Source organism: Frigoribacterium sp. CFBP9029 (genome assembly GCF_034045305.1).
Taxonomy (GTDB): domain Bacteria; phylum Actinomycetota; class Actinomycetes; order Actinomycetales; family Microbacteriaceae; genus Frigoribacterium.
In genome coordinates this window covers 138,646-163,074 of record NZ_JAXCWB010000006.1, presented here as the reverse complement: position 1 = coordinate 163,074, position 24,429 = coordinate 138,646, and the positions used below count along the sequence as shown (strand labels likewise).

The window sequence follows — 24,429 nt, the reverse complement described above, 5'->3', positions numbered from 1 at the left end:
GACTCCTCGAGTCCGCCGACCGGAGGCCGAGGAGGCGCGCTTCAGGCCTGCTTCAGCGCCGGCCCGTCAGAATGGGCGGGTCGCGCACTCGGCGCGCCGTCAGGAGGCCCCCGTGCGCGTGCTCGTCGTCGAAGACCAGGCCGCGCTCGCCGAGGGGCTCCGGCTGGGGCTCGAGGCCGAGGGCATCGCGGTCGACGTCGCGGCCACCGGCACCGACGGCCTCTGGCGCACCCGCGAGGGCAGCTACGACGCCGTCGTGCTCGACATCATGCTGCCGGGCATGAGCGGCTACGCCGTCTGCCGATCCATGCGCGAGGGCGGCGACTGGACCCCGGTCATCATGCTCACCGCCAAGGACGGCGAGTGGGATCAGGTCGAGGCGCTCGACACCGGCGCCGACGACTACCTCACCAAGCCGTTCTCGTTCGTCGTGCTGCTCGCGCGACTGCGAGCGCTCGTGCGGCGCGGCGCCCGCGAACGCCCGGTCGTGCTCGAGGCCGGCGACCTGCGCGTCGACCCCGCCTCGCGCACCGTGCACCGCGGCGACACCGCCGTCGAGCTGACCAGTCGCGAGTTCGCGGTGCTCGAGTTCCTGATGCGGCACGTCGGGCAGGTCGTCACGAAGCGCCAGGTGCTCGACGGCGTCTGGAACGACGACTTCGAGGGCGACCCCAACATCGTCGAGGTCTACGTGCGGCACCTCCGCAACAAGGTCGACCGGCCGTTCGGGCGCGAGGCGATCGTCACGATGCGCGGCGCCGGGTACCGACTGGAGGCTCAGGGTGGCTGACGGGCCCGCGGTCGGGCGCCGCGCCTCCCTCCGGCTGCGGATCACGGTGGCCGCGGTGCTCGCGGTCGCCCTCACGCTGGGCGTCTTCACCCTGGTCTTCGCGCTCGTGCAGCGGGCCGTGCTCGACGACGCCCCGCGGTCGGCGGCCCAGACCGACGCCGACCGGGTCGCGTCGGCGATCGAGGCCGGCACCGCGCCCGCGACGGCCGCTGCGGGCGACACCGACGACGGAGCGGTGCTCGTCGTCGACCGCACCGGGGCCCTGCTCGCCGCCGGGGGAGACGACGATCTGCTCGAGCACCTCACCGACGGCAGCGTCGGAGACCCGTCGGCGCTCGGCCCCACGGCGCGGATCGACGGCGACACGTACGTCGTGGCGACCGAATCGGCGACCCGACCGGGCGACGACGCCTCGAGCGGCTCGGGCTCGGGCTCCGGCTCCGGCTCGGGTTCGGGTTCGGGCTCCGTCGACTCGGACGACGACGACTCCGATACCGACTCCGACGCCGATTCCGACGCGGAGGACGCCGACGCCGACACGAGCGCCGACCCCGCGGCGACCGTCACCGTCGTCGCCGTGAGATCCCTCGAGGAGGCGCGGGCCGCCTCCTCGGCCAGTCTCGTCACGCTCGGGGTCGCGATCCCGGTCGCTCTGCTGGTGCTGGCCGTGACGACCTGGCTCGTCGTCGGCCGGGCGCTCCGCCCCGTCGAGGCGATGCGCCGCGAGGTCGACGCCGTCACGGCCGCGCAGCTCGATCGGCGTGTGGCCGACCCCGGCGGCACCGACGAGGTCGCCCGACTCGCCCGCACGCTGAACGACATGCTGGCCCGGCTCGAGTCGTCGGCCGCGGCCCAGCGCCGCTTCGTCGGCGACGCCTCGCACGAGCTGAAGACGCCCCTCGCGACCATCCGCCAGCACGCCGAGGTCGCCCTGCTGCACCCCGAGAGCATCGACGGCGCCGCGCTCGCGGGCACGGTGATGACCGAGGAGGCGCGGCTCACCGGGCTCGTGCAAGGCCTGCTGGTCCTCGCTCGCGCCGACGAGGGAGCGCTCGGCGTCACCCGTCGCCCCGTCGACCTCGACGACCTCGTGGTGACCGAGACGGCGCGACTGCGCGGGGCGACACCGGGTCTCGCCGTCGACGCGACCGGCGTCGGCCCGGCGCGGGTCGACGGCGACGAGGGGCTGCTCGGCCAGGTGGTGCGCAACCTCCTCGCCAACGCCGCCCGGCACGCCGAGACGCGGGTCGCCGTGTGGCTGGTCGAGCGGCACGGGCGGGCCGTGCTGACGGTCGACGACGACGGAGCCGGAGTGCCGCCGGCCGACCGCGAGCGCGTCTTCGACCGGTTCGTGCGACTCGACGAGGCCCGCACCCGCGACTCGGGCGGCAGCGGCCTGGGGCTCGCGATCGTCCGCGAGATCGCCCGCGTGCACGGCGGAACGGTCACGGTCGGCGAGTCCCCGCTGGGCGGCGCGCGCTTCGTCGTCGACCTGCCCGCCGGCGCGGCCTGAGCGGACGGGACGGGCCGAACCGCGCCTCCTGACTTGTCGGCCCGGGCCTTGTGAATAGGCCGAACCGCGCCTCCTGAACGGGTTGACCCGCGCCTCCTGAACGGTTCTTCAGCGGGCTTCAGTGTCGCTTCAGGGCCCCCGATCCAGAGTGATGTCATCAGCTCGACCGGCGCCCCCGCCGCGTCGGAAGCCGGCCCCAGGGCCCCACGATCGGAGACACCGTGAAGAAGAAGACCATGATCATCGCCGGAGCGGCCGCGGCCGTCATCGTCCTCGCCGGTGGCGGCATCGCCGTCGCGTCGACTCTGGACGACCGCGTGTCGGCGTCCGACCGCGAGTCCGTCTCGCAGGCGGCGCTCGCCGAGGTCGGCAGCGGCGTCGTGACCGACGTCGACCGCCTCGACGACGGCCTCGAGGGCTACGAGGTCGACGTCACGCGCGACGACGGCCGCGAGGTCTCGGTGCTGCTCGACGGCGAGGGCGCCGTCGTGTCGAGCCGGGTCGACGACCGCGGCGACTCGGACGACGACGGCTCGACCGGCTCGACGGGCTCGACCGGCAGCGTCGACGCGGATGACCGCGACGGCGACGACGTCGCGACCGGCTCCGCCTCCGGCGCGCCCACCACGGGCGACCGCGACGACGCCGAGCTGACCGGGGCCGACTACGACCGCGCCTCGGCCGCCGCGATCGAGGCCGCGGGCGGCGGTGTCGTCACCGACGCCGACCGCAGCGACGACCGCGACGTGGCCTACGAGGTCGACGTGCGCCTCGACGACGGCACCGAGGTCGACGTCGACCTCGACGCCGACTTCGGCGTGGTGCGCACCGACGTGGACTCGCCCCGCCGCTGACCGACGGGCTCCGCAGCCGAGGAGGCGCGGGTCGGCTCCGATGCCGACCCGCGCCTCCTGCGGTCTCCGCCCCTCCCTCCCGGCCGCGCCCGCCCCGATGTCGTACCCGGCGGCGCCCGCCCGATGTCGTACCCGACTGGCAGGATGACCCCGTGCCCCAGTTCATCCCCGCCCGCGGCGATCACACCTTCGTCGATCAGCACGGTGTCACCGTCCACTACTACGTGTGGCGTGCGGCCACGCCCAAGGCCGTCGTGCAGATCGCGCACGGCGTCGCCGAGCACGCGTTGCGCTACGAGGCGCTCGCCCACGATCTCGTGCGGGCCGGCTACACGGTCTACGCCGACGATCACCTCGGGCACGGCGAGACCGGGCTCGGCCAGTGGGGCGGCGATCACACGAAGCTCGGTCGTCTCGGCCCGTCGGGTCTCGCGGGCACGATCGAGGCGATCACCCAGCTGACGGGCATCATCCGGGCCGACGAGCCCGGTCTGCCGCTGGTCGGCCTCGGGCACTCGTGGGGGTCGCTCATGATGCAGAAGATCGTCGACCGGCAGGCGTCGCTCTTCGACGCCGTCGTGCTGAGCGGCACGGCCTACCGCATGCCGGGCAGCATGAACGGCGGCGACCTCAACGCCCGGCACGCGCACGAGGGCGGCACCGGGTTCGAATGGCTCAGCCGCGACACCGCGGTGATCGAGCGCGCCGTCGCCGACCCCCTGATGACCGTCGCGACCGTGGCGAAGCTGTTCGGCTACCGCGACGCGCTGCGGCTCTTCGGGCGGCCGTCGCGATCGCTCGACTCCGACCCGCCGCTGCTCATCCTGGTGGGCAGCGACGACACCCTCGGCGGCGAGGCGAGCGCCCGCAGGCTCGCGTCGGCGTACCTCGGTCGCAGCGGCCTCAGCGACGTCGAGCTGATCGTCTACACCGGCGCCCGGCACGAGGTCTTCAACGAGACGAACCGCGACGAGGTCGTGGCCGATCTCGTCCGGTGGCTCGACGACCGCGTGGCCTAGGCTGCGACTCATGCACGGTGAGTACAAGGTCCCTGGCGGCAAGCTCGTGGTCGTCGATCTCGAGGTGGGCGACGGGCGCATCGCCGGGTTCCGGCTCGCCGGCGACTTCTTCCTCGAGCCCGACACGGCGCTCGACGCCATCGACCGGGCCGTCAACGGCCTGCCGGTCGAGTCCGATGCGGCGACGATCGCCGCGGCCATCCGTCGAGGTCTGCCCGACGACGCGGTGCTGCTCGGCTTCAGCCCCGAGGCCATCGCGGTCGCCGTCCGCCGCAGTCTCTCGAAGGCCACCGACTGGCGCGACTACGACTGGCAGATCATCCACGACGAGCCGGTCTCGCCCAACATGCACCTCGCGCTCGACCAGGTGCTGACCGAGGAGGTCGGCGCGGGTCGCCGCGGCCCGACCCTGCGCTTCTGGGAGTGGAACCAGCCGGCCGTCGTGATCGGCAGCTTCCAGTCGCTGAAGAACGAGGTCGACCTCGACAACGCGGCGACGCACGGCTTCGAGGTCGTCCGTCGGATCAGCGGCGGCGGCGCCATGTTCATGGACGCCGAGTCGATCGTCACCTACTCGCTGTACGCACCGGGCGAGCTCGTGCAGGGCATGAGCTTCGCCGACTCGTACGCGTATCTCGACGAGTGGGTGATCACGGCGCTCAAGTCGCTCGGCATCGACGCGTTCTACCAGCCGCTCAACGACATCACGTCGGCGAAGGGCAAGATCGGCGGGGCCGCGCAGAAGCGCCTCGGCAACGGCGCCCTGCTGCATCACGCCACGATGTCGTACGACATGGACGGCGAGAAGATGGTGCAGGTGCTGCGCATCGGCCGCGAGAAGATGAGCGACAAGGGCACGACCAGCGCGGCGAAGCGCGTCGACCCGCTGCGCAGTCAGACCGGGCTGCCCCGCACCGAGATCATCGAGCGGCTCAAGCAGACCTTCGCCGGGCTGTACGGCGCGACGACGGGTCGCGTCACCGACGACGAGCTGGCTCAGGCCGAGCAGCTCGTGACGACGAAGTTCGCGACGCCGGAGTGGCTGCGCCGCGTCCCCTGAGCGCCCCCGCGCGCCGTCCGGCCGCGAGGGTCGCCGGCGGCGTGCGCTGGGTGCGACGGTGGGCAGAAACGGCCCTTCATGCGGTCGCGAAGGGCGTCATCCGACCACCGTGGGGTTCGGCGGCGAGTGCCGGCGGCGACGGTGGGCAGAAACGGCCCTTCGTGCGGCCGCGAGGGGCGCCATCTGACCACCGTGGTCGCCGCCGGCGACGGCGCCGACGGGCGGGCGGCCCGGTCAGCGGTTGAGAAGCTCGCGGTAGTCGACGTGCTCGTCGATGTAGTCGACCACGAACGGGCAGAGCGGGACGACGCGGCGGGTGCTGTTCTCGCGCACGTCGTCGAGCGCGCCCTGCACCAGCTGCGCGCCGAGGCCGGTCGAGCGTCGGCTCGGCTCGATCTCGGTGTGCGTGAAGCGGATCTCGTCGCCGACGATCTCGTAGGCGGCGAAGCCCACGGTCGTGTCGCCCTCCACGAGGGCGTACTGGTTCTGGTCCGGGCGGTTCTCTACTACGGCGTTCATCCCGTCACGCTACGCCCGCCGCCCCCGACCCGCCCTCGCCCCCTCCGTCGCCCTCCGTCCCCCTCCGCCCCACTCCGCTCCGGTCGGGGCCGGCCCGCAGGAGGCGCGGCGAGGGTGGGCGGAGCCGGGCCCGGCACGCGACAGAATGGGGGCATGCCCCTGAACTGGACCAGCGCCTCCTCGAGCCTCGTGGTCCAGGGTGACAACCTCGAGGTGACGCCGCGACTGCCCGACGAGGCGTTCACGGTCGTCTACCTCGACCCGCCGTTCAACACGGGGCGGGCGCAGAAGCGGCGGACGACCACCTCGGTCCGCAGCGCCGACGACTCGGTGACCGCCGTCACGGGTTTCAAGGGCGTCGCGTACGAGCGGATCCGCGGCGACCTGATGCGCTACGACGACCGCTTCGAGGACTACTGGTCGTTCCTCGAGCCGAGACTCGCCGAGGCCTGGCGCCTGCTCGCCCCCGACGGCACCCTCTATCTGCACCTCGACTACCGCGAAGCGCACTACGCGAAGGTGCTGCTCGACGTGCTGTTCGGTCGCGACAACTTCCTGAACGAGATCATCTGGGCGTACGACTACGGCGCGAAGAGCCGTAACCGGTGGCCCACCAAGCACGACACGATCCTCGTCTACGTGAAGGATCCTGCCCGGTACCACTTCGACTCCGAGACGGTCGACCGCGAGCCCTACATGGCTCCCGGGCTGGTCACTCCCGAGAAGGTCGCGCGGGGCAAGCTGCCGACCGACGTCTGGTGGCACACGATCGTGTCGCCGACGGGCCGTGAGAAGACCGGCTACCCGACGCAGAAGCCCGAAGGCGTGCTGAGACGCATGATCCAGGCGTCGAGCCGCGAGGGCGACTGGGTGCTCGACTTCTTCGCCGGCAGCGGCACGACCGGAGCCGTGGCCGAGTCGCTCGGCCGGCGTTTCGTGCTGGTGGACAGCAACGAGGAGGCGGTGGCCGTGATGCGCAGGCGGCTCCCGCAGGCGGACGTCACCGTGGTCAAGCCCCGCGCGACGCGCAAGCCGGCCGCTCGCAAGCCCGCCGCCGCTCGCAAGCCGGCGACCGCGAAGCCGGCAACCGCGAAGCCGGCCACCGCGAAGCCGGCACGGACGACGGTCGCCGAGGCGGACTGACCTCGTGAGACCGCCCCTGTCGCGGGGAGGTCGAGGCCGCAGGCCCGGCGCTTAGCAGGAGGGGTTCAGGCGGCGGTCTGCGTGATCTGCTGACCGTGGTCGACGGCGTGGGCGCCACCGGCCGAGACGGTGCCGCGGACGACCGCGACCAGCTGCTCGTGCGTGAGCGACTGGAGCATCTGGGCGTTCATCAGAGGAGTCCGAGGGCGGTGCCGACGGCAGCACCGAGGCTGACCACCGTGCCGAGAGCGGCGACGACGATGACGACGACCGTCGTGTCGTGGCCGGCGTCGATCGGGTTCGAGCGACGTCCTCGAGGCGTCGGGGTGAGTGCAGTCATGTCCTGCTCGTTTCTGGCATCCCTGCGATGCCGGCTGATCCATCGTGATCGGTGCTGCGGTCACGGGTCGACCAGGGGCCGATCCGTGCGACTCCGGCCGTGAACCGGGGTCGGTGGCCCCGCCGTGAATCGGGGCCGTCCGATGAGACTGGCAGAGGGTGCCTAGGTTGTCTAGACACTCCCCGGCTCGATTCGTTCAGCGGATACGGTTCTCGGAGTCGGTCGGTTCGTGGCTCCCGGCCGTGCTCTGGGCCGGGTGCTCGGCCGGGCCGTTGGCTGAGCTGTCGGCCGGGCCGTCGGCCGGGCTCTCCGCTTCGGCGGCGTGGTCGTCGATCGACAGCGCCTCCGACATCGAGTCGAGGAACGACGCGACGACCGCCTGCTCGTCGGCGGACATCGACTCGGCCGTCACGATCATGCGTCGGTGCATGGCCGACAGCGTCGAGCGGACCTCGACGTGCGAGTCGTTCGTGACGGTCAGCAGCACGCCGCGCCGGTCGGTCGGGTGCGGGTTGCGCCGCAGGTGCCCGCTGGCGACCAGTCGGGCGATCAGGACCGAGGTCGAGGCCGAGGTGATGCCGAGATGCGTCGCGAGGTCCTTCGCGTTGACGTCCTCGCCGCGGCGGGACGCCCGCACCAGGAATCTCAGAGCGGCCAGGTCGGTGTCGCCCATGCCCATCGAGTCGCGGGTCCGCTTGCGCATGTCCGACTCGGCGGAGCGGTAGCGGCGCAGGGCGTTGAGCACCTCGACCCCGCGCTCTTCGGCGCTGCTCGTGTACCAGTAGCCGGTGGCGTCGTAGAGGGCCGAGGGTCTGTTGGTCGCCATGCTAGAGAGACTAGCTTCACCGGCGGCGGACATGCCAAGGGCCACACCTCGAGACGAGGGGCGGCCCTTGTGGTCGTCGCACCTCCCGCGTGAGCTTCACGGGCAGGGTACGCCGGGGATGAGACGACCGGGGAGGTGGCTAGCACCTCCAGCAAGGAACACGCTACCCCCTTGCGGCGCCGGTTCGGTCCGCGGCGAGGGATACCGAGGCGACCTCCAGCTTCCGACCCGCGCCCTACGAGCACCCGCCGCGAGCCTGATGCGGACCCGACGCGAGCCCGACGCCGGCCCGGTCCGGACCCGCCCCGGACCCGACGTGGGGGCGGGCTCCTGATCGCCGCCGAGCCGACGAACTAGGCTCGACGCGATGACCTCCCGCCCCTTCTCGTCCCGCACGGCGATCCTGCTGCCCCTCGCCGCGATCGTCGCCGCGGCGCTGCTCGCGTCGTGCTCGGCGGCGACTCCCGCGCCCTCGTCTCCGGCCTCGCCCAGCCCGTCCGAGACGCCCACGGCGGCGACGCCGGTTCCCTCGGAGACCGAGGAGGCGCCTCCTGCGTCCCCGACGACGCCCGCCTTCGACAGGTCCGCGCGGTCGATCGACGACCCCTCGAGCCTCTGGGTCGTCAGCGACAAGCTGCGTCCGCTCGACCCCGTCGACTACGCGCCGACCGATCTCGTCACGCCCGACGTGCAGAGTCAGAACCCGCCCACGCTGCGCGCCGAGGTCGCCGACGCGGTCGTCGAGATGTTCGCCGCGGGGGAGGCTGAGGGTGCGGGGGCGTTCCAGGTCCAGAGCGCGTACCGGTCGTACGACACGCAGGTCAGCGTCTACGACGGCTGGGTGCAGCGACTCGGGCAGACCCAGGCCGACGCGCAGAGCGCCCGCCCCGGGTTCAGCGAGCACCAGACCGGGCTCGCGCTCGACATCAGCCCCGTGCCCCTCAGCTGCGCGCTGCAGGCGTGCTTCGGCGACACCCCGCAGGGGAAGTGGCTCGCGGCGAACGCCTGGCGCTTCGGGTTCTTGCTGCGGTACCCCGCCGACAAGGTCGCGGTGACCGGGTTCACCTTCGAGCCGTGGCACTTCCGGTACATCGGCACGGACCTCTCGACCGAGATGCACGAGACGGGCGTGACGACCCTCGAGGAGTTCTTCGACCTGCCCGCAGCGCCCGGCTACGCCGGCTGACCCCATGCGACGTCCGCCCGCCGACGAGAAGCCCGCCACAGGTCGACAGCTCGTCATCATCGGCCTGGTCTTCGTCGCACTCGGCGTGGGGGCGTTCCTCGCTTTCAGCTACTGGGACTGGCGCGGACGGATCGAAGGGATCGCCCTGTTCGGCGTGCCGGTCGGCATCATCGTGATCTTCTGGGGCATCGTCCTGTCGGCCCGCGACACGGTGCGTCGCCTGCGCGCCCGTCGAGACGACTGACGCGCGGTCTCGGGGCAGCAAGACGGACGTGTTCGTCCGACAAGGGCGACCGAAGTCGCCCGTCCGTCGCGAACACGCCCGTCGGGCGGTGCGGGAGGCGCGGCTCAGCCCTGCAGCGCGGCGTCGACGATCTGCTTGGCCTCGGCCTGCACGCGGGCGAGGTGCTCGGGCCCCTCGAACGACTCGGCGTAGATCTTGTAGACGTCTTCGGTGCCCGACGGGCGGGCGGCGAACCACGCCTTGTCGGTGACGACCTTGAGACCGCCGATGGACGCGCCGTTGCCGGGTGCCTCGGTGAGCTTGGCGGTGATCGGGTCGCCCGCCAGCTCGGTCGCCGTGATGTCGTCGCCGCTCAGCTTGCCGAGGCGGGCCTTCTGGTCTTTCGAGGCGGCGGCGTCGACCCGCTGGTAGACGGGGTCGCCGAACTTCTCGACGAGCTCGGCGTACAGCTGCGAGGGCGTCTTGCCCGTGACGGCGAGGATCTCGCTCGCGAGCAGTGCGAGCAGGATGCCGTCTTTGTCGGTCGTCCACACGGTGCCGTCGTGGCGGAGGAACGACGCGCCCGCGCTCTCTTCGCCACCGAAGCCGACCGAGCCATCGACGAGTCCGGGTACGAACCACTTGAACCCGACCGGGACCTCCCACAGGCGTCGCCCGTGCGACTCGGCCACCTGGTCGATGATGCTCGACGAGACCAGCGTCTTGCCGATGGCGGCGTCGTCGCGCCACTGCGGGCGGTGCGTGTAGAGGTAGTCGATCGCGACGGCGAGGTAGTGGTTGGGGTTCATCAGCCCGCCGTCGGGGGTGACGATGCCGTGGCGGTCGGCATCGGCGTCGTTGCCGGTCAGCACGTCGAACTCGTCTTTGCGGTGCACGACGCTGGCCATGGCCGAGGGGCTCGAGGGATCCATGCGGATCTTGCCGTCCCAGTCGAGGGTCATGAAGCGCCAGGTCGGGTCGACGCCGGGGTTGGTGACGGTCAGGTCGAGGCCGTAGACGTCGCGGATGGCGCCCCAGTACGCGACGCTCGCGCCGCCCAGGGGGTCGGCTCCGATGCGGACGCCGGCCTTCTTGATGGCCTCGATGTCGATGATGTTGGCGAGGTCGCCGACGTAGCCGCGGAGGAAGTCGTGCCGACCCGGGCTGCCGTCGCCGCGCACGACGTCGACGTTGCCCGCGGCGATGATCTCGTTGGCGCGGGTGGCGATCCAGTTCGTGGCCTCGCTGTCGGCGGGGCCGCCGTGCGGCGGGTTGTACTTGAAGCCGCCGTCGCGGGGCGGGTTGTGACTGGGGGTGACGACGATGCCGTCGGCCTTGTCGGTGTGCGCCGGGTCGGCGTTGTACACGAGGATCGCGTGGCTGAGCGCGGGGGTCGGCACGTAGCCGCCCTCGGAGTCGGCGAGCACGTGCACGCCGTTGCCGACGAGCACCTCGACCGCCGTGCGCTCGGCCGGCCCGCTGAGGATGTGCGTGTCGCGCCCGATGAACAGCGGCCCGGTGATGCCCTGGCCCGCGCGGTACTCGACGATCGCCTGCGTGATGGCGGCGATGTGCGTCTCGTTGAACGCCGAGTCGAGCGACGAGCCGCGGTGACCCGAGGTGCCGAAGACGACCTTCTGCTCGGGGTCCGAGACGTCGGGCACGAGTTCGTAGTACGCGGCCGAGACCTCTTCGGGGTCGATGAGGTCGCTGGCTTCGGCGGGGGTTCCGGCTCGGTCTGTCATGAGGTCATCCTGGCACCAGCCGCCGACGTTCGTCGCAGGGTCTCCACAGGCCTCAGTAGGCTCTCGGACATGCCGACCACCGCCTCCTCGTCGACCTACAGCTATCTGGGCCCGGCGGGCACGTTCACCGAGGCCGCGCTGAAGCAGGTGCCCGAGGCCGTGGGTGCCGAATGGCGCAGCGTCAACAACGTGGGCGAGGCGCTCGCCGACGTCGTCGCGGGTCGCAGCACCGCCGCCATGATCGCGATCGAGAACAGCGTCGAGGGCGGCGTCAGCGCCACTCAGGACGCATTGGCGACCGTGCCTGGCCTCCGCATCGTGGGCGAGTACCTGGTGCGGGTCGACTTCGTGCTCGTGGCCCGGCCGGGCACCCGACTCGAGGAGGTGCGGGTCGTCAACGCGCACCCGGTCGCCTACGCCCAGACCCACCTCTGGCTAGAGGCCAACCTGCCCGGCCACGGTCACATCCCGGCCAGCTCGAACGTCGCGGCCGCGGCCGATCTGCTGCGCGCCGACCGCGGCCAGGGCGAGGCGGACGCCGCCGTCGCACCGCCCGGCATCACCGCCCACCACGACGTCGAGGTGCTCGCGACGGGCATCGGCGACAACGCGAACGCCGTCACACGCTTCGTGCTGGTCAGCCGCACCGTCCCCGTGCCGCCGGCGACCGGCGCCGACAAGACGAGCCTGATCGTCGAGCTGCCCGTCGACGGCGCCGGCGCCCTGGTCGACATGCTCGAGCAGTTCGCGACCCGGGGCATCAACCTGAGTCTCATCCAGTCCCGACCGATCGGCGACGCCCTCGGCCGGTACCGGTTCGTGATCGACCTCGAGGGTCACGTGCTCGACGAACGCGTGGCCGACGCCCTGCTCGGGCTCAAGCGGTTCAGCCCGAACGTGACGTTCCTCGGCTCGTACCCGCGCGCCGACGGCTCGCCTGTCGAGGTGTCGCCCCGGTACGACGACGAGGCCTTCGTCGACGCCCGCGACTGGCTGCGCGGCCTCGTGTCGGGCGTCGACCCGGCGTAGCGGGCGGCGCGGGCGCAGCCGCCAGAGCCAGCGCGGCTGAGCGGGCACCGGCGCGGCGGCCCCAGCGCGGCTAGGCGGGAACCCGCACCGTGAGCGCCCCGGGGTCGACCACCGCGCGCAGCGCGACCGCCTTGCCCACCGAGTCGCCGTCGATCTCGAAGTCCTGGGCGCTCTCGAGTCGCACGACGAGCTTCTTCCCCTTGTTGTAGCGGAGCGTGCGCACCTCGCGCGAGTTCGCGGCCATGATGCGGCGCCCGACGTGGCTGCGCCGCAGCACCCCGTTCTCCCACACGATCTTGATCCAGATCTGCGCCCAGCCGATGACGCCCTCGGGCCTCAGCGCCACGATGTCGAAGATGCCGTCGTCGACCGCGGCGTCGGGCAGCAGCATGATGTTCGCGGGCAGCAGGCCGCAGTTGCCGACGATGATCGTGTGCGCGCTCATCGTCTTCGTCTCGCCGTCGTCGAGCTGGTACCGCACGTCGATCTTGTTGTCGTCGCGCAGCGCCCGGGCGATGGCGTCGACGTAGGCGAGCCAGCCGACCCGTCTCTTCAGCTCGTCGTTCGTGTTCGCGAGCATCTTGGCGTCGAGCCCGACGCCCGCCATCACGACGAACACCTTGGTCTCGCGGTCGCCGTTCTCGCGCTCGATGTCCACGACGCCGAGATCGATGTCACGGTCGCGGCCTCGGAAGGCCGTCGCGATCGAGTCGTCGAGGCGGTCGAGCGTGAGCGACAGGTTGCGGGCCAGCAGATTGCCGGTCCCCGAGGGCAGCAGCGCGAGTGAGGCGTCCGACCCGCGCAGCGCCTCGGCCACCGCACGGACCGTGCCGTCGCCGCCGGCCGCGATCACCATCGACGCGCCGTCGGCGAGCGCGGTCGCCGTCACCGCGCCTCCTGGATCCTCCTTCGACGTCTCGTAGTACCGCGTCGGGCCCCACCCGGCGTCGTCCTGGTGCCGGAGCACCGACGCGCGGATGGTCTTCAGGTCGACCTTGATCGGGTTGTAGACCACGGCTGCCGTCCGCACGGCGGTCGCATCGCGACCCGCCCCACCCTCGGAGGCGGCCGACGGGGCCTCGGTCGACGAGGGCCTCTCGGCGGGGGAGGAGGAGGTCGTCATGCAGCAAACCTAGGCGACGCCGGACCGAGAGAGGCGCGGCGAATCTCTTTTAGGATGGTCGCGTGATCGATCCCCAGCTGCTGCGCGACGCCCCCGACCTCATCAAGACGAGTCAGCGTGCCCGGGGTGAGTCCGAGTCGGCGGTCGACGACGCCGTCGCGGCCGACACGGCCCGCCGGGCGGCCATCGCGGCGTTCGAGGAGCTGCGAGCGGAGCAGAACGCGTTCGGCAAGACCGTCGCGAAGGCTCCGAAAGACGAGAAGAAGGCGCTGGTCGCCCAGGCTCAGGAGCTCGCCGGCCGGGTGAAGGCCGCGCAGGCCGAGTCCACCGAGGCCGACGCCGTCTTCGACCGCGCCATCCGGGCGATCGGCAACCCGATCATCGACGGGGTCCCCGCGGGCGGCGAAGAGAACTTCGTCACGCTGCGCGAGGTCGGCACCCGACGCGAGTTCGACTTCGAACCGCTCGACCACGCCGACCTGGGCGAGAAGCTCGGGGCGATCGACATCAAGCGCGGCACGAAGGTGTCGGGCTCGCGGTTCTACTTCCTGCGGGGCATCGGGGCCCGACTCGAGCTCGGCATGATGAACATGGCGCTCGACCTGGCCCTCCAGAACGACTTCACGCCGCTCATCACGCCCACGCTCGTGCGGCCCGAGATCATGGCCGGCACCGGGTTCCTCGGCGCCCACGCCGACGAGGTCTACCACCTGCCCGCCGACGACCTCTACCTGACCGGCACGAGCGAGGTCGCGCTCGCCGGGTACCACGCCGACGAGATCCTCGACGTCGAGTCGGGGCCGATCCGCTACGCCGGATGGTCGACCTGCTACCGCCGCGAGGCCGGCGCCGCGGGTCGCGACAACCGCGGGATCCTGCGCGTGCACCAGTTCAACAAGCTCGAGATGTTCACCTACGTGCACCCCGACCAGGCCGAGGCCGAGCACCTCGCGCTCGTCGGATTCCAGGAGCAGATGATGCAGGCACTCGGTCTGCACTACCGCGTGATCGACGTCGCGGCCGGCGACCTCGGTTCGAGCGCGGCCCGCAAGTACGACATCGAGGCCTGGGTGCCGACGCAGGGCACCTACCGCGAGCTCAGCAGCACCTCGAACTGCACGACCTTCCAGGCACGTCGCCTCGACATCCGCTACCGCACCGAGAGCGGCAAGACGGCGCCGGTCGCGACGCTGAACGGCACGCTGGCGACGACGCGCTGGCTCGTGGCGATCCTCGAGACGCACCAGCAGCCCGACGGTTCGGTCGTGGTGCCCGAGGCGCTGCGCCCCTACCTCGGCGGCCTCGAGATCATCGAGCCGGTCGCATGACGAACGCCTCGGCCGCTGCGGCGGCTCTGCCCGACGACGAGCAGTGGCTCGTCTGCCTCGACATCGACGGCACCATCATGCAAGAGACCGGCACGATCAGCGACGCGGTCTCCGACGAGATCCGGCGCCTGGCCTCCGACGGCCACCAGGTGATGATCGCCACCGGTCGTTCGGTGTCGATGACGCTGCCGGTGCTCGAGCGGCTGGGTCTGGTCTCCGACTACGTCGTCTGCGCCAACGGGGCCATCACGCTCGGCCGTGACGAGACGGCGCCGACCGGCTACCGGCAGGTCTTCGTCGAGGAGTTCGATCCCACCGAGGTGCTGACGACGATCCGCTCGAACCTGTCCGAGGGCGGCTACGCCGTCGAGGATCGCGACGGGGTGATGCGCTACTGCGGCACGTTCCCGGTGATCGAGGCCGCGGGCAACGCCGAGAAGGTCGAGTTCGAGCGGCTGGGCGAGCGCCCCGCGACCCGCGTCGTCGTCGTGTCGCCCGACCACGGCACCGACGAGTTCCTCGAGGTCGTCGAGCGCATGGGGCTGTCGAAGGTGAACTACAACGTCGGGTGGACGGCGTGGCTCGACATCGCGCCCGACGGCGTGACGAAGGCCACGGCGCTCGAGCGGGTGCGCGAGTGGCTGGACGTGCCGCGCGACCGGGTGCTCGCGGCCGGCGACGGACGCAACGACATCGACATGCTGCGCTGGGCCTCGGCCGAGGGTCGCGGCGTGGCCATGGGTCAGGCGCCCGACGACGTGGTCGAGGTCGCCAGCGAGCAGACCGGCAGCGACCTGGAAGACGGCCTGGCGACGGCGCTCGCGACGCTCTAGGTCGCAGAACCCGGGCGAGTCCGGCCAGAACGGGCGTCGGCACCCGCCCGGCCTGGCCGCACACGCCCGCCTTCGCGCTCGTGGTCGCCCCCTAGCGCCCCGGCCCCGTCCGGTAGACTCGGCGGCGGTCGCCGGGGTTCCCTCCGCGCCACGGACTCAACACCCCGCCATCGATTCCTGTGGCGGCGTGTGTACTCGGTGGCGGTGTAGTCAGCCCGGCGCCGGGAGGGCTGTCCGAGCGGCCGATGGAGCTTGTCTTGAAAACAAGTGGGCAGAGATGTCTCGTGGGTTCGAATCCCACGCCCTCCGCATCCGACCGGCACCGCGCCTCCTCGGCGGACGGCTGTCCGATATCCGCTGTGCCCCGAAGACGGGGCTACGCCGCGCGACGAGACATGGTGCACTTGGTGAGGCCGTGAGCACATCCGCCCACACCCGAGGCCCGACACCCCGCAAGGATCCATCCCATGACCCGTCTCGCATTCGCGAGCGTCGTCGCCGTCGGTGCACTCGTTCTCGCCACAGGCCTCGCCTCCATCGTCCCGGCCTCGTCGGCTGACGCCGCGACGACCGGCACGGCCACCGTCACGCGCGCCACGATCAAGACCGCCCCCACCAGCACGATCTACGCGGGCGGGCTCTACGTGCAGAAGTCGAGCGAGGCCTCGCGCGCCGCCGACGCCCTGGCGAAGCAGGGCCGCACGAAGGACGCCGCCGCCGCCCGCACCATCGCCGGGCAGTCCGTCGCCATCTGGCTGGGCTCGTGGTACACCGACGCGCAGCTCGTCGAGGTCGTCCGCTACAACCTCGCCGAGGCGAAGAAGGCCGGCACGACCCCCGTCTTCGTCACGTACGACATCCCGAACCGCGACTGCGGCGGCTACTCGGGAGGAGGCGCGGCGTCGTCCACCGCGTACCTCGCCTGGAACCAGCGCATCGCCGACACCCTCAAGGGCCACAGGGCCGTCGTGATCGTCGAGCCCGACGCGCTCGCCCACCTCAGCAGCTGCCCCGAGCTCGCGACGGGTCGTGAGGCCCTGATCAAGAAGGCCGTCACGGCTCTGAGCAACGCCGGGGTCCCCTCGTACATCGACGCCGGCAACTCGAACTGGGTGCCCGCCGACGTCATGGCGAAGCGGCTCGTCGCGGCGGGGGTCGGCGTCGCCCGGGGCTTCGCGACCAACGTCTCGAACTACTACCCGGTCGCCGCCGAGAACGCCTACGCGCAGAAGGTGTCGAAGGCGGTAGGAGGCGCGAACTACGTCATCGACGTCTCCCGCAACGGACGCGGCTGGAAGGGCACCTGGTGCAACGCGCCCGGCGCCGGGCTCGGCGTGAACCCGCACCGCACGAGCGGCACGGGCAAGCTCGACGCCCAGCTCTGGATCAAGACGCCGGGCGCCAGCGATGGCCCGTGCGGGGGCGGCCCGGCCGCCGGCGTGTGGTTCCCGTCGTACGCGACGGCCCTGGTGGCCAACCGCCCGTAGCCGTGCGCCGGCAGCGGGTGCTTCGGCAGCGAACCCGCCCGTCGGTGGTCGCCCGTAGGCTCCGGGGTATGGCAACAGTCCTCCTCGTGCGGCACGGCCGCACCACCGCGAACGCCAGCGGTCTGCTCGCCGGTCGCACGCCCGGCGTCGATCTCGACCGCGTCGGCCGTGAGCAGGCGGCCCGCACCGCCGAGCGCATCGCCGACGTCCCGGTCGTGGCGGTCGTGTCGAGTCCGCTCGACCGGTGCCGCCAGACCGCCTCGTTCATCATCGACCGCCAGCAGGGGCCGCTCGACAGCCCGCTCGACGAGGGCATCACCGAGTGCGACTACGGCGACTGGCAGGGTCGCGCGCTCGGCGACCTCGCGAAAGAGCCGCTCTGGTCGGTGGTGCAGTCGCAGCCCTCCGCCGTCGTGTTCCCGGGCGGCGAGGCGATGGCGACGATGCAGTCGCGGGCGGTCGCCGCGATCCGTCGCCGCGACGCCGAGATCGAGGCGGAGCACGGGCCCGGCGCCGTCTGGGTCGCCGTCAGCCACGGCGACATCATCAAGTCGGTGCTCGCCGACGCGCTCGGCATGCACCTCGACCTCTTCCAGCGCGTCTCGGTCGGCCCCGCCTCGGTCTCGATCGTCCGGTACGGCGCGCACCGGCCCGACGTGATCGCGACGAACACCGACTCGGGCGACCTGTCGTGGCTCCGGGCGGCGGCCCCGACGGGCGACGCACCCGTGGGCGGGGGTGCGGGGCACGCCTGACCGGCGCCGCGCCTCCTGACGGGGCCGCGCCGCGCGCCTTCAGGAGGTGCGGGTCGCGCCTGACGGGCACCGCGCCTCCTGACGGGCACCGCGCCTCCTGACCGGCACCGCGCCTCCCGGGTCACTCGGCGGGTCACGCTCGTAGGATGAGCGCATGCCAACAATCGTGCACGGATTCGACTGGCCCGACCGTTTCGTCGTCGGCACCATCGGTCAGCCGGGGGCACGCGCCTTCTACCTGCAGGTCCGTGCCGGGGCCCGCGTCGTCAGCGTGGGGCTCGAGAAGCAGCAGGCCGCGGTGCTCGCCGAGAAGGTCGACGAGCTGCTCGACGAGCTCAAGGCGGCCGAGGGTCGCGGCAACCCCGTCACCATCCCCACCGACACACCGGTCGAGCTGCTCGACGACGAGCCCCTCGACCAGCCCGTCGCCCCCGAGTTCCGCACCGGCGCCATCAGCCTCGGCTGGGACCCGTCGACCGCGCAGGTGGTCATCGAGGCGTTCCCCCTGATCGAAGACGACGGCACCGAGTCCGACGACTCCGAGCCCGATTCCGGCGGCGGTCTCGACGGGTTCTCGTTCGAGCCGTCCGCCGACGACCCCGAGCTCGCCATGCTGGCCGAGGCGGTCGAGCCCGCCGAGCTGCTGCGCGTCCGCATCCCCGTGGGCACGGCGAGGGCCTTCGCCACCCGCACGCTCGGCATCGTCCGCGCCGGTCGTCCGCTCTGCCCACGCTGCGGCAACCCGCTCGACCCCGAGGGCCACGACTGCCCCGCCGGCGACCTCTGGTGAGCGACGAGGTCGACCTCGACGGCGCCGAGCTCGAGCTCACGGCGCGACTGACCACGGCCTCGAACGCGACCTTCGTCGGGCTGATCGGCGACCGCGAGGTCGTCTACAAGCCGAGTCGCGGCGAACGCCCCCTGTGGGACTTCCCCGGCGGCGACCTCGCCCGGCGCGAGGTCGCCGCCCACCTCGTCTCCGAGGCGCTCGGCTGGGACATCGTGCCGCGCACCTGGCTGCGCGACGGACCGCACGGGCCCGGCATGGTCCAGCTCTGGTGCGAGATCGACCCCGGGCACCCCGCCGTCGACCTGCTGCCGACCGACGAGGTGCCCGAAACCGGCTGGCGCACGGTGCTCGAGGGCTCCGACGAAGACGACCGGCCCGTCTCGCTCGTGCATGAAGACAGCATCGCGCTCCGCCGCATGGCCGTGTTCGACGTCGTCGTCAACAACGCCGACCGCAAGGGCGACCACGTGCTCGCCCTCGCCGACGGCCGCCGCCACGGGGTCGACCACGGTCTGACCTTCCACGTCGAGCACAAGCTCCGCACCGTCCTCTGGGGCTGGATCGGCGACGAGCTCGACGACGACGAGACCGCGGCGCTGCGACGACTCCGCACCGACCTCGACGGCGACCTCGGCGTCGAGCTGGCCGGCCTGCTGACCGAGGAGGCGCGGGTCGCGACGATCGCGCGCCTCGAGACCCTGCTCGGCGCGGGCCGGTTCCCCGCACCGTCGGGGGAGTCGTCGGCGGTGCCCTGGCCGCTGTTCTGAGCTGACGCTGCTCTGAGCCCGCGCTGTTCTGAGCCGGAGCCGTTCTGAGCCCGCGTGTCGGATCGTGACCGTGCTGAGACCGTCCGTTCACCGACAGGACACGGACAGGACGTGAGTGAGACACGAGCTGCAGTCAGATTCTTCTGAGCACCTCGAATCCCTTGCTTTCAGCACCTCACGAAGGAACCCGATGAAACTCAAGCGCACTGGTACCGTCCTGGCGATCGCCGCCGTCGGCACCGTCCTCCTCGCCTCCTGCGCCTCGAACGAAGGCGGCTCGACCAGCCCCTCCGAGAGCGCATCCTCCGACCTGTCCGGCACGATCTCCGGCATCGGCGCCTCGTCGCAGCAGTCGGCCCAGGAGGCCTGGGTCGCCGCCTTCCAGACCGCCAACGAGGGCGTCACCGTCAACTACGACGCGCAGGGCTCGGGCGGCGGGCGCGAGAGCTTCATCTCGGGTGCCGCCGACTTCGCCGGCTCCGACCGCGCGTTCAAGGCCGAGGAGCTCGAGTCGAGCACCTTCGCCGGCTGCACGCCCGACACCGACATCGTCGAGCTGCCCGCCTACGTCTCGCCCATCGCCGTCATCTTCAACGTCGAGGGCGTCGACGAGCTCAACCTCTCGCCCGCCACGATCGCCGGCATCTTCAACGGCTCGATCACCACGTGGGACGCCGACGAGATCGCCGCCGACAACCCCGACGCCGAGCTGCCCAGCACGGCCATCACCGCCGTGCACCGCTCGGACGACTCGGGCACCACCGAGAACTTCACCGACTACCTGCACGCCACGGCCCCCGACGTGTGGACCGAGGAGGCCGACGGAGTCTGGCCCCTCGACAGCGGTGAGGGCGCCAACCAGACCACCGGCATGATCGACGCCGTCACCAACAGCGACGGCACCATCGGCTACGCCGACGCCTCGCGCGCCGGTGACCTCGGTGTCGCCAAGATCAAGGTCGGCGACGAGTTCGTCGAGTACTCGGCCGACGCGGCCGCCGCCATCGTCGACGCCTCGCCGCGCGAAGAGGGCCGGGGCGAGGGCGACATCGCCATCGAGCTCGACCGCACCTCGACCGAGGCCGGCGTCTACCCGATCGTGCTGATCAGCTACCTGATCGCGTGCGAGTCGTACGAGGACGAGGCGCAGGGCGAGCTCGTCAAGTCGTACCTCAGCTACGTCACGAGCGAGGACGGCCAGCAGGTCGCCGCCGACGCCGCCGGCTCGGCTCCCATCTCGAGCGAGCTGTCGACCGAGGTCGCCAGCGCCATCGAGCTCATCAAGTAGCACCGCGCTCCAGCACGAGGCCGTCACCCCTGCGGGGTGGCGGCCTCGCTGCGTCGCGGGTGCCGTGCGGGTGCGTCGCGGGTGCCGTGCGGGTGCGTCGCGGGGTGCCGTGCGGGTGCGGCGGGTCCGTGTCATCGCGGGCGGGTCAGCGCTGACCCGCCGCGGATGACGGGAACCCGCCGCACCCCGATCGGATCAGGAGGCGCGGGTCAGGAGGCGCGGGTCGGCCGGGCGGCGTGCTGCAGGTTGGGCGGGGCGGCGCCGTGCGGGTTCGGCGGGTTCGTGTCATCGCGGGCGGGTCAGCGCTGACCCGCCGCGGATGACGGGAACCCGCCGCACCCCCATCGGATCAGGAGGCGCGGGTCAGGAGGCGCGGGCCGGCCGGGCGGCGCGCTGCGGGTTGGGCGGGGCGGCGTGCTGCGGGTTGGGCGGGTTCGTGTCATCGCGGGCGGGTCAGGGCTGACCCGCCGCGGATGACGGGAACCCGCCGCACCCCCATCGGATCAGGAGGCGCGGGTCAGGAGGCGCGGGTCGGCCGGGCAGCGGATCAGCACCCCCCGGGCAGCGCGCGGGCTAGGGGCGCGCCGCGAGGTGCTGCTCGAGCACGTCGCGCACCGTCGTCCAGCGGTGGGGGCCGTAGCGGTCGTCGTCGACGTGGTGCAGCTGCGCCTGGCCGCTGAACATGCTGACGAAGTACTGCATCCCCTGCCAGGCGGGGAACGTCTCGTCGCCGCTCTTCGACAGCCGTCGCCCGATCGAGCTCATCGCCGAGAGTGTGCCCGTCGTCCCGGCCCAGAGGAGCTTGAACGGGGTGCCGGTCAGCTCGGTCATCGTCGCCGCGACCTCCCGTGCCGACACCTGCGATCCGGCGACCTCGACGACGCGCGGCGCCTGCGGGTCGAGCGCCGCGAGCGCGGTGATCCGGGCGACGTCGTCCTTCGTGGTGAAGTCGAGCACCTGATCGGCCGACGACCAGAACAGCACCCGGCGGCGGTCGAAGAGGATCATCGGCGCGTCGCCGGTCAGCAGGTCGGTGAACATGCCGTTCAGGATCGACGTCGCCTGGATCGGCGCGGCGTCGACGTCGGCGGCGAACTCGCGGCGCAGCTCGAAGTTGCGGTTGGTGCCGGGGCTGATGCGTCGGTAGTCGGCCGAGTAGTCCGACGGGATGAAGCGCGGCACACCCGCCACCACGGCGGCTGCGAGCAGCGCCCGCTGCGCGTCGACGATCACGGGCCGCACGCCGCTGACCGCCGAGACGACCACCTCGACGCCCGAGACCGCGGCGGCCAGCCCCGCATGGTCTGTGTAGTCGGCGGTGACGACGTCGACGCGGTCGTCGGCGCCGAACAGCGTGGCCGCCGTGTCGCTGCCGGGCCGGGTCAGGACCCGCAGGTGGACGTCGTGCTCGAGCAGTTCGCGGACGATGCGGCGACCGAGGTCTCCGGTGGCGCCGGCGACGAGGAGGGTGGTGGTCATGGCTGCGGATCGCAATCTGTCGGCCGGTCGACGGGTGGTCGCCAGGGCTCGGGTGGGGGAGGCGCGGGTCGGGGAGGCGAGGGCTGGGATCGGTGAGGCGCGGGTCGGGCCGGCGGGATCCGGGAGGCGCGGCGGAGGTCGCGGGGAGCGCTCAGGGCAGCAGACCCGATCGGAACGCCCAGACGACGGTCTGCAGCCGATCGCGTGTGCCGAGCTTGGTCATGACGCGGGTGAGGTGCGACTTGACCGTACTCGTCTCGACGACGAGCCGGTCGCCGATCTCGTCGTTCGAGAGCCCGTCGCCGAGCAGCCGCACGATCTGCTGCTCGCGCTCGGTGAGCACGTCGGGCGAGGGCTCGACGGCCGTCGTGCGGCGGCGCCGGGTGAACTCGGCGATCACCCGGCGGGTCGTCGCCCCGTCGATGGCGGCCTGCCCCGCCGCGAGGCTCCGCACGGCGGCGACGAACTCGTCGGGCTCGACGTCCTTCAGCACGAACCCGCTGGCCCCGGCCTCGAGCGCGCCGAACACGTACTCGTCGAGGTCGAAGGTGGTGGCGACGAGGACGGCCGGAGGCGCGGGGGACTCGACCCGCGCCTCCTGCCCCACGGAGCCCGGCGCGGGGTCGCCTCCGCCGACGATGGCCCGCGTCGCCGCGATGCCGTCGCCCGCGGGCATGCGGACGTCCATCACGACGACGTCGGGTCGCACCCGGCGGACCAGCTCGACGGCCTCGCGCCCGCCTGCCGCCTCGCCGACGACCTCGATCCCGCCGGACGTCTCGAGCACCACCCGGAACCCCGTCCGCACGATGGCCTGGTCGTCGACCAGCACGACGCGGATCACGCTGGCTCCCCGGGGGTGACCTCGGTGTCGGCCTCGACGGGCAGCTCGAGCCGCACGCGCCAGCGCTGTGCGGCCCCGGCTGCACGGGCCCCGGCCGGAGCGGCGACGCCCGCCTCGAGCGCTCCGCCGACCAGCGCCGCCCGTTCGCGCATGCCGACCAGTCCGTACCCGGGGGTGTGCTCCGTGCCGCCGTCGGCGGGCAGATCGTTCTCGACCACGATGGTCAGCCGCTCGGCGGTCGCGTCGATCGAGAGCTCGACCACCGCGCCGGGGCTGTGGCGGCGGGCGTTGACCAGCGCCTCCTGGACGGTGCGGAACGCCGTCACGTCGGCCAGCGGCGCCAGCACGGGCAGGGTGCCCTGCGACCGGACCTCGACGACCGCTCCGGAGGCGCGGGCCGAGTCGACGAGGCCGGGCACGTCGCCGAGACCGGGCACCGGCACGGTGCCGTTCGCGTCGTCGCCGGTCTCGCGGAGGATCCCGACGATCGACCGGAGGGCGTCGAGGGTCTCGCGGCCCTGCGCCCGCACGCTCCGCAGCGACTCCTTCGCGCGGTCGGGGTCGGCGTCGACCAGTCGCTCGGCCGCCCCCGCCTGCACCACAAGACCGGTCAGATGGTGGGCCGCGACGTCGTGCAGCTCGCGCGCCATGCGGGTGCGCTCGGCGGCGACCGCCTCGCGGGTGCGCGTCGCCTGGTGCTCGACCGTCTCGGCGGCCCGCGCCCGGGCGTCGCGGTCGTGGCTGCGCCGGAGGGCGACCCACGAGCCGACGGCCGCGCTGACCCCGATGACGAGCACGCCCGTCGCGAGGAGTGCGAGGACCTCGACGACGACGCCGGAGGCCCCCTCGCCGTACAGCTGCGCGCCGGGCGTCGAGACCGCGTCGCCGCCGCCCAGTCGCCGGGCGACGACGTCGGTCGCGCCGACGACGGCCCCGACGGTCGCGACGCCGATCGCCCCGAGCGACGCCCCGACGGCGACGCGCGTCGACCGGAGCGAGCCCACCGTGTAGGCGGCGACGACGGGCGCAGCCGTCCAGAGGGCGATGCCCGACGGCACGACGGCCAGCAGACCGGCCTGAAGGACCGCGACGACCAGCAGCACGGCGACCGGTCTGACCCGTCGCAGCGCGAGCGGCGCGCACTGGACGACGGCCAGCACGACCATCACGGTGATCTGCGGGCTCGAGGGCCCGCGCGGCGCGACGCCGAGCTCGCCGGTGGCGAGGAGCCCGCCGAGCAGGGCGAGGGTGACCACGCCCCACACGGCGGCGAGCACGATGTCGCGACCGAGAGGGGAGCGGACCCCGAGGCGACCGAGCACCCGCCGCGTCGTCGCGACACCGGGGCCGGTGCCGGCGCCGGGGGCGAGGGCGCTGGCGTCGCGTGCCCCGGCGTCGACTGCCCGGGCGTCGAGGGCCCCGGCGTCGGCGGCCTGGTGCGATGTCATCGTCCGAGCATGCCAGGTGCCGGTCGGCGCGGTGGCGCCG

General features: G+C 72.5%; 25 protein-coding genes and 1 tRNA gene. 17 read left to right on the top strand and 9 right to left on the bottom strand.

What is annotated here, in order from left to right; all coding sequences use genetic code 11:
* The first annotated feature begins 112 nt into the window (after positions 1–112).
* The 5 genes from SOM11_RS10310 to SOM11_RS10290 all read left to right on the top strand — a co-directional run bounded on the left by SOM11_RS10310 (position 113) and on the right by SOM11_RS10290 (position 5,236).
* A complete protein-coding gene (locus tag SOM11_RS10310) occupies positions 113–790 on the top strand; it encodes a response regulator transcription factor (RefSeq protein WP_192060774.1) in 678 nt (225 codons plus the stop codon).
* Positions 783–2,303 (top strand): HAMP domain-containing sensor histidine kinase, encoded by a 1,521-nt coding sequence (locus tag SOM11_RS10305; protein ID WP_320477956.1) that lies wholly within the window; start codon positions 783–785, stop codon positions 2,301–2,303. Before SOM11_RS10310 ends, SOM11_RS10305 begins: the two co-directional genes overlap by 8 nt.
* A 221-nt stretch (positions 2,304–2,524) precedes the next feature.
* The gene (locus tag SOM11_RS10300) at positions 2,525–3,157 is read left to right on the top strand and encodes a PepSY domain-containing protein (protein WP_320477955.1); all 633 of its coding nucleotides are present in this window, start codon (positions 2,525–2,527) and stop codon (positions 3,155–3,157) included.
* Between the two features lie 152 nt (positions 3,158–3,309).
* Positions 3,310–4,176 carry an alpha/beta hydrolase gene (locus SOM11_RS10295; protein WP_243214980.1) on the top strand — a complete coding sequence of 289 codons (867 nt, stop codon included), beginning with the start codon at positions 3,310–3,312 and terminating at the stop codon, positions 4,174–4,176.
* Positions 4,177–4,186: 10 nt separating this feature from the next.
* A complete protein-coding gene (locus SOM11_RS10290) occupies positions 4,187–5,236 on the top strand; it encodes a lipoate--protein ligase family protein (RefSeq protein ID WP_192060770.1) in 1,050 nt (349 codons plus the stop codon).
* Positions 5,237–5,470: 234 nt separating this feature from the next.
* Here the strand turns inward: SOM11_RS10290 and SOM11_RS10285 are convergent, their stop codons facing one another.
* Positions 5,471–5,755, bottom strand: coding sequence for a GNAT family N-acetyltransferase (locus SOM11_RS10285; RefSeq protein ID WP_192060769.1), 285 nt, complete (start codon positions 5,753–5,755; stop codon positions 5,471–5,473).
* 153 nt (positions 5,756–5,908) lie between these two features.
* Here SOM11_RS10285 and SOM11_RS10280 point away from each other — a divergent pair, with 153 nt between their 5' ends.
* Positions 5,909–6,898 (top strand): site-specific DNA-methyltransferase, encoded by a 990-nt coding sequence (locus SOM11_RS10280; RefSeq protein WP_320477954.1) that lies wholly within the window; start codon positions 5,909–5,911, stop codon positions 6,896–6,898.
* A 65-nt stretch (positions 6,899–6,963) separates the two neighbouring features.
* Here SOM11_RS10280 and SOM11_RS10275 read toward each other — a convergent pair whose 3' ends face one another.
* The 3 genes from SOM11_RS10275 to SOM11_RS10265 all read right to left on the bottom strand — a co-directional run bounded on the left by SOM11_RS10275 (position 6,964) and on the right by SOM11_RS10265 (position 8,064).
* Positions 6,964–7,089 carry a hypothetical protein gene (locus SOM11_RS10275; RefSeq protein ID WP_256415641.1) on the bottom strand — a complete coding sequence of 42 codons (126 nt, stop codon included), beginning with the start codon at positions 7,087–7,089 and terminating at the stop codon, positions 6,964–6,966.
* Complete coding sequence (locus tag SOM11_RS10270) at positions 7,089–7,238, bottom strand: hypothetical protein (RefSeq protein ID WP_192060767.1); 150 nt, start codon at positions 7,236–7,238, stop codon at positions 7,089–7,091. Before SOM11_RS10270 ends, SOM11_RS10275 begins: the two co-directional genes overlap by 1 nt.
* Before the next feature lie 196 nt (positions 7,239–7,434).
* Positions 7,435–8,064: a MarR family winged helix-turn-helix transcriptional regulator gene (locus SOM11_RS10265; RefSeq protein WP_320477953.1), complete on the bottom strand. Its 630-nt coding sequence runs from the start codon at positions 8,062–8,064 to the stop codon at positions 7,435–7,437.
* Between the two features lie 367 nt (positions 8,065–8,431).
* Here SOM11_RS10265 and SOM11_RS10260 point away from each other — a divergent pair, with 367 nt between their 5' ends.
* Both SOM11_RS10260 and SOM11_RS10255 read left to right on the top strand, forming a co-directional pair.
* A complete protein-coding gene (locus SOM11_RS10260) occupies positions 8,432–9,250 on the top strand; it encodes a M15 family metallopeptidase (protein ID WP_320477952.1) in 819 nt (272 codons plus the stop codon).
* Positions 9,251–9,254: 4 nt separating this feature from the next.
* Positions 9,255–9,494, top strand: a complete 240-nt coding sequence (locus SOM11_RS10255) for a hypothetical protein (RefSeq protein WP_192060764.1) — start codon at positions 9,255–9,257, stop codon at positions 9,492–9,494.
* A 104-nt stretch (positions 9,495–9,598) separates the two neighbouring features.
* Here SOM11_RS10255 and pgm read toward each other — a convergent pair whose 3' ends face one another.
* A complete protein-coding gene (gene pgm, locus SOM11_RS10250) occupies positions 9,599–11,218 on the bottom strand; it encodes a phosphoglucomutase (alpha-D-glucose-1,6-bisphosphate-dependent) (RefSeq protein WP_192060763.1) in 1,620 nt (539 codons plus the stop codon).
* A gap of 69 nt (positions 11,219–11,287) precedes the next feature.
* Between pgm and pheA the strand changes: the two genes are divergently transcribed.
* On the top strand, positions 11,288–12,247 hold the full coding sequence (gene pheA / locus SOM11_RS10245) for a prephenate dehydratase (protein ID WP_243214965.1): 960 nt from the start codon (positions 11,288–11,290) through the stop codon (positions 12,245–12,247).
* Positions 12,248–12,317: 70 nt separating this feature from the next.
* Here the strand turns inward: pheA and SOM11_RS10240 are convergent, their stop codons facing one another.
* Entirely contained in the window at positions 12,318–13,370 is a 1,053-nt protein-coding gene (locus tag SOM11_RS10240; RefSeq protein ID WP_192060761.1) for a diacylglycerol/lipid kinase family protein, read from the bottom strand.
* Between the two features lie 62 nt (positions 13,371–13,432).
* On the opposite strand from SOM11_RS10240, the gene serS reads away from it, so the two are divergent.
* From serS to SOM11_RS10200, 8 genes are all read left to right on the top strand, one after another.
* Positions 13,433–14,698, top strand: coding sequence for a serine--tRNA ligase (serS, locus tag SOM11_RS10235; RefSeq protein ID WP_320477951.1), 1,266 nt, complete (start codon positions 13,433–13,435; stop codon positions 14,696–14,698).
* Positions 14,695–15,531 (top strand): HAD-IIB family hydrolase, encoded by an 837-nt coding sequence (locus tag SOM11_RS10230; protein ID WP_320477950.1) that lies wholly within the window; start codon positions 14,695–14,697, stop codon positions 15,529–15,531. Before serS ends, SOM11_RS10230 begins: the two co-directional genes overlap by 4 nt.
* Before the next feature lie 224 nt (positions 15,532–15,755).
* Positions 15,756–15,840: transfer RNA gene (locus SOM11_RS10225), tRNA-Ser, on the top strand.
* A gap of 158 nt (positions 15,841–15,998) precedes the next feature.
* Positions 15,999–17,018 (top strand): glycoside hydrolase family 6 protein, encoded by a 1,020-nt coding sequence (locus tag SOM11_RS10220; protein WP_320477949.1) that lies wholly within the window; start codon positions 15,999–16,001, stop codon positions 17,016–17,018.
* 68 nt (positions 17,019–17,086) lie between these two features.
* Complete coding sequence (locus tag SOM11_RS10215) at positions 17,087–17,773, top strand: MSMEG_4193 family putative phosphomutase (RefSeq protein ID WP_320477948.1); 687 nt, start codon at positions 17,087–17,089, stop codon at positions 17,771–17,773.
* A gap of 154 nt (positions 17,774–17,927) precedes the next feature.
* The gene (locus tag SOM11_RS10210; protein WP_320477947.1) at positions 17,928–18,563 is read left to right on the top strand and encodes a DUF3090 domain-containing protein; all 636 of its coding nucleotides are present in this window, start codon (positions 17,928–17,930) and stop codon (positions 18,561–18,563) included.
* Positions 18,560–19,330, top strand: coding sequence for an SCO1664 family protein (locus SOM11_RS10205; protein ID WP_320477946.1), 771 nt, complete (start codon positions 18,560–18,562; stop codon positions 19,328–19,330). Before SOM11_RS10210 ends, SOM11_RS10205 begins: the two co-directional genes overlap by 4 nt.
* 190 nt (positions 19,331–19,520) lie before the next feature.
* Positions 19,521–20,618, top strand: coding sequence for a phosphate ABC transporter substrate-binding protein PstS (locus tag SOM11_RS10200; RefSeq protein ID WP_320477945.1), 1,098 nt, complete (start codon positions 19,521–19,523; stop codon positions 20,616–20,618).
* A gap of 573 nt (positions 20,619–21,191) precedes the next feature.
* Here the strand turns inward: SOM11_RS10200 and SOM11_RS10195 are convergent.
* The 3 genes from SOM11_RS10195 to SOM11_RS10185 form a co-directional block, all read right to left on the bottom strand.
* Complete coding sequence (locus SOM11_RS10195; protein ID WP_320477944.1) at positions 21,192–22,097, bottom strand: NmrA family NAD(P)-binding protein; 906 nt, start codon at positions 22,095–22,097, stop codon at positions 21,192–21,194.
* Between the two features lie 151 nt (positions 22,098–22,248).
* Positions 22,249–22,941, bottom strand: coding sequence for a response regulator transcription factor (locus tag SOM11_RS10190; RefSeq protein WP_320477943.1), 693 nt, complete (start codon positions 22,939–22,941; stop codon positions 22,249–22,251).
* The gene (locus tag SOM11_RS10185; protein WP_320477942.1) at positions 22,938–24,389 is read right to left on the bottom strand and encodes a histidine kinase; all 1,452 of its coding nucleotides are present in this window, start codon (positions 24,387–24,389) and stop codon (positions 22,938–22,940) included. The genes SOM11_RS10190 and SOM11_RS10185 overlap by 4 nt, the downstream gene beginning before the upstream one ends.
* Between the last annotated feature and the right edge of the window lie 40 nt (positions 24,390–24,429).

Bases quoted from the DNA above. Each gene is read 5' to 3' on its own strand.
- SOM11_RS10290 (WP_192060770.1), top strand. From the start codon at position 4,187: ATGCACGGTGAGTACAAGGTCCCTGGCGGCAAGCTCGTGGTCGTCGAT.
- SOM11_RS10285 (WP_192060769.1), bottom strand. From the start codon at position 5,755: ATGAACGCCGTAGTAGAGAACCGCCCGGACCAGAACCAGTACGCCCTC.
- SOM11_RS10280 (WP_320477954.1), top strand. From the start codon at position 5,909: ATGCCCCTGAACTGGACCAGCGCCTCCTCGAGCCTCGTGGTCCAGGGT.
- SOM11_RS10275 (WP_256415641.1), bottom strand. From the start codon at position 7,089: ATGAACGCCCAGATGCTCCAGTCGCTCACGCACGAGCAGCTGGTCGCG.
- SOM11_RS10270 (WP_192060767.1), bottom strand. From the start codon at position 7,238: ATGACTGCACTCACCCCGACGCCTCGAGGACGTCGCTCGAACCCGATC.
- SOM11_RS10265 (WP_320477953.1), bottom strand. From the start codon at position 8,064: ATGGCGACCAACAGACCCTCGGCCCTCTACGACGCCACCGGCTACTGG.
- SOM11_RS10260 (WP_320477952.1), top strand. From the start codon at position 8,432: ATGACCTCCCGCCCCTTCTCGTCCCGCACGGCGATCCTGCTGCCCCTC.
- SOM11_RS10255 (WP_192060764.1), top strand. From the start codon at position 9,255: ATGCGACGTCCGCCCGCCGACGAGAAGCCCGCCACAGGTCGACAGCTC.
- pgm (WP_192060763.1), bottom strand. From the start codon at position 11,218: ATGACAGACCGAGCCGGAACCCCCGCCGAAGCCAGCGACCTCATCGAC.
- pheA (WP_243214965.1), top strand. From the start codon at position 11,288: ATGCCGACCACCGCCTCCTCGTCGACCTACAGCTATCTGGGCCCGGCG.
- SOM11_RS10240 (WP_192060761.1), bottom strand. From the start codon at position 13,370: ATGACGACCTCCTCCTCCCCCGCCGAGAGGCCCTCGTCGACCGAGGCC.
- SOM11_RS10230 (WP_320477950.1), top strand. From the start codon at position 14,695: ATGACGAACGCCTCGGCCGCTGCGGCGGCTCTGCCCGACGACGAGCAG.
- SOM11_RS10220 (WP_320477949.1), top strand. From the start codon at position 15,999: ATGACCCGTCTCGCATTCGCGAGCGTCGTCGCCGTCGGTGCACTCGTT.
- SOM11_RS10215 (WP_320477948.1), top strand. From the start codon at position 17,087: ATGGCAACAGTCCTCCTCGTGCGGCACGGCCGCACCACCGCGAACGCC.
- SOM11_RS10210 (WP_320477947.1), top strand. From the start codon at position 17,928: ATGCCAACAATCGTGCACGGATTCGACTGGCCCGACCGTTTCGTCGTC.
- SOM11_RS10200 (WP_320477945.1), top strand. From the start codon at position 19,521: ATGAAACTCAAGCGCACTGGTACCGTCCTGGCGATCGCCGCCGTCGGC.
- SOM11_RS10195 (WP_320477944.1), bottom strand. From the start codon at position 22,097: ATGACCACCACCCTCCTCGTCGCCGGCGCCACCGGAGACCTCGGTCGC.
- SOM11_RS10185 (WP_320477942.1), bottom strand. From the start codon at position 24,389: ATGACATCGCACCAGGCCGCCGACGCCGGGGCCCTCGACGCCCGGGCA.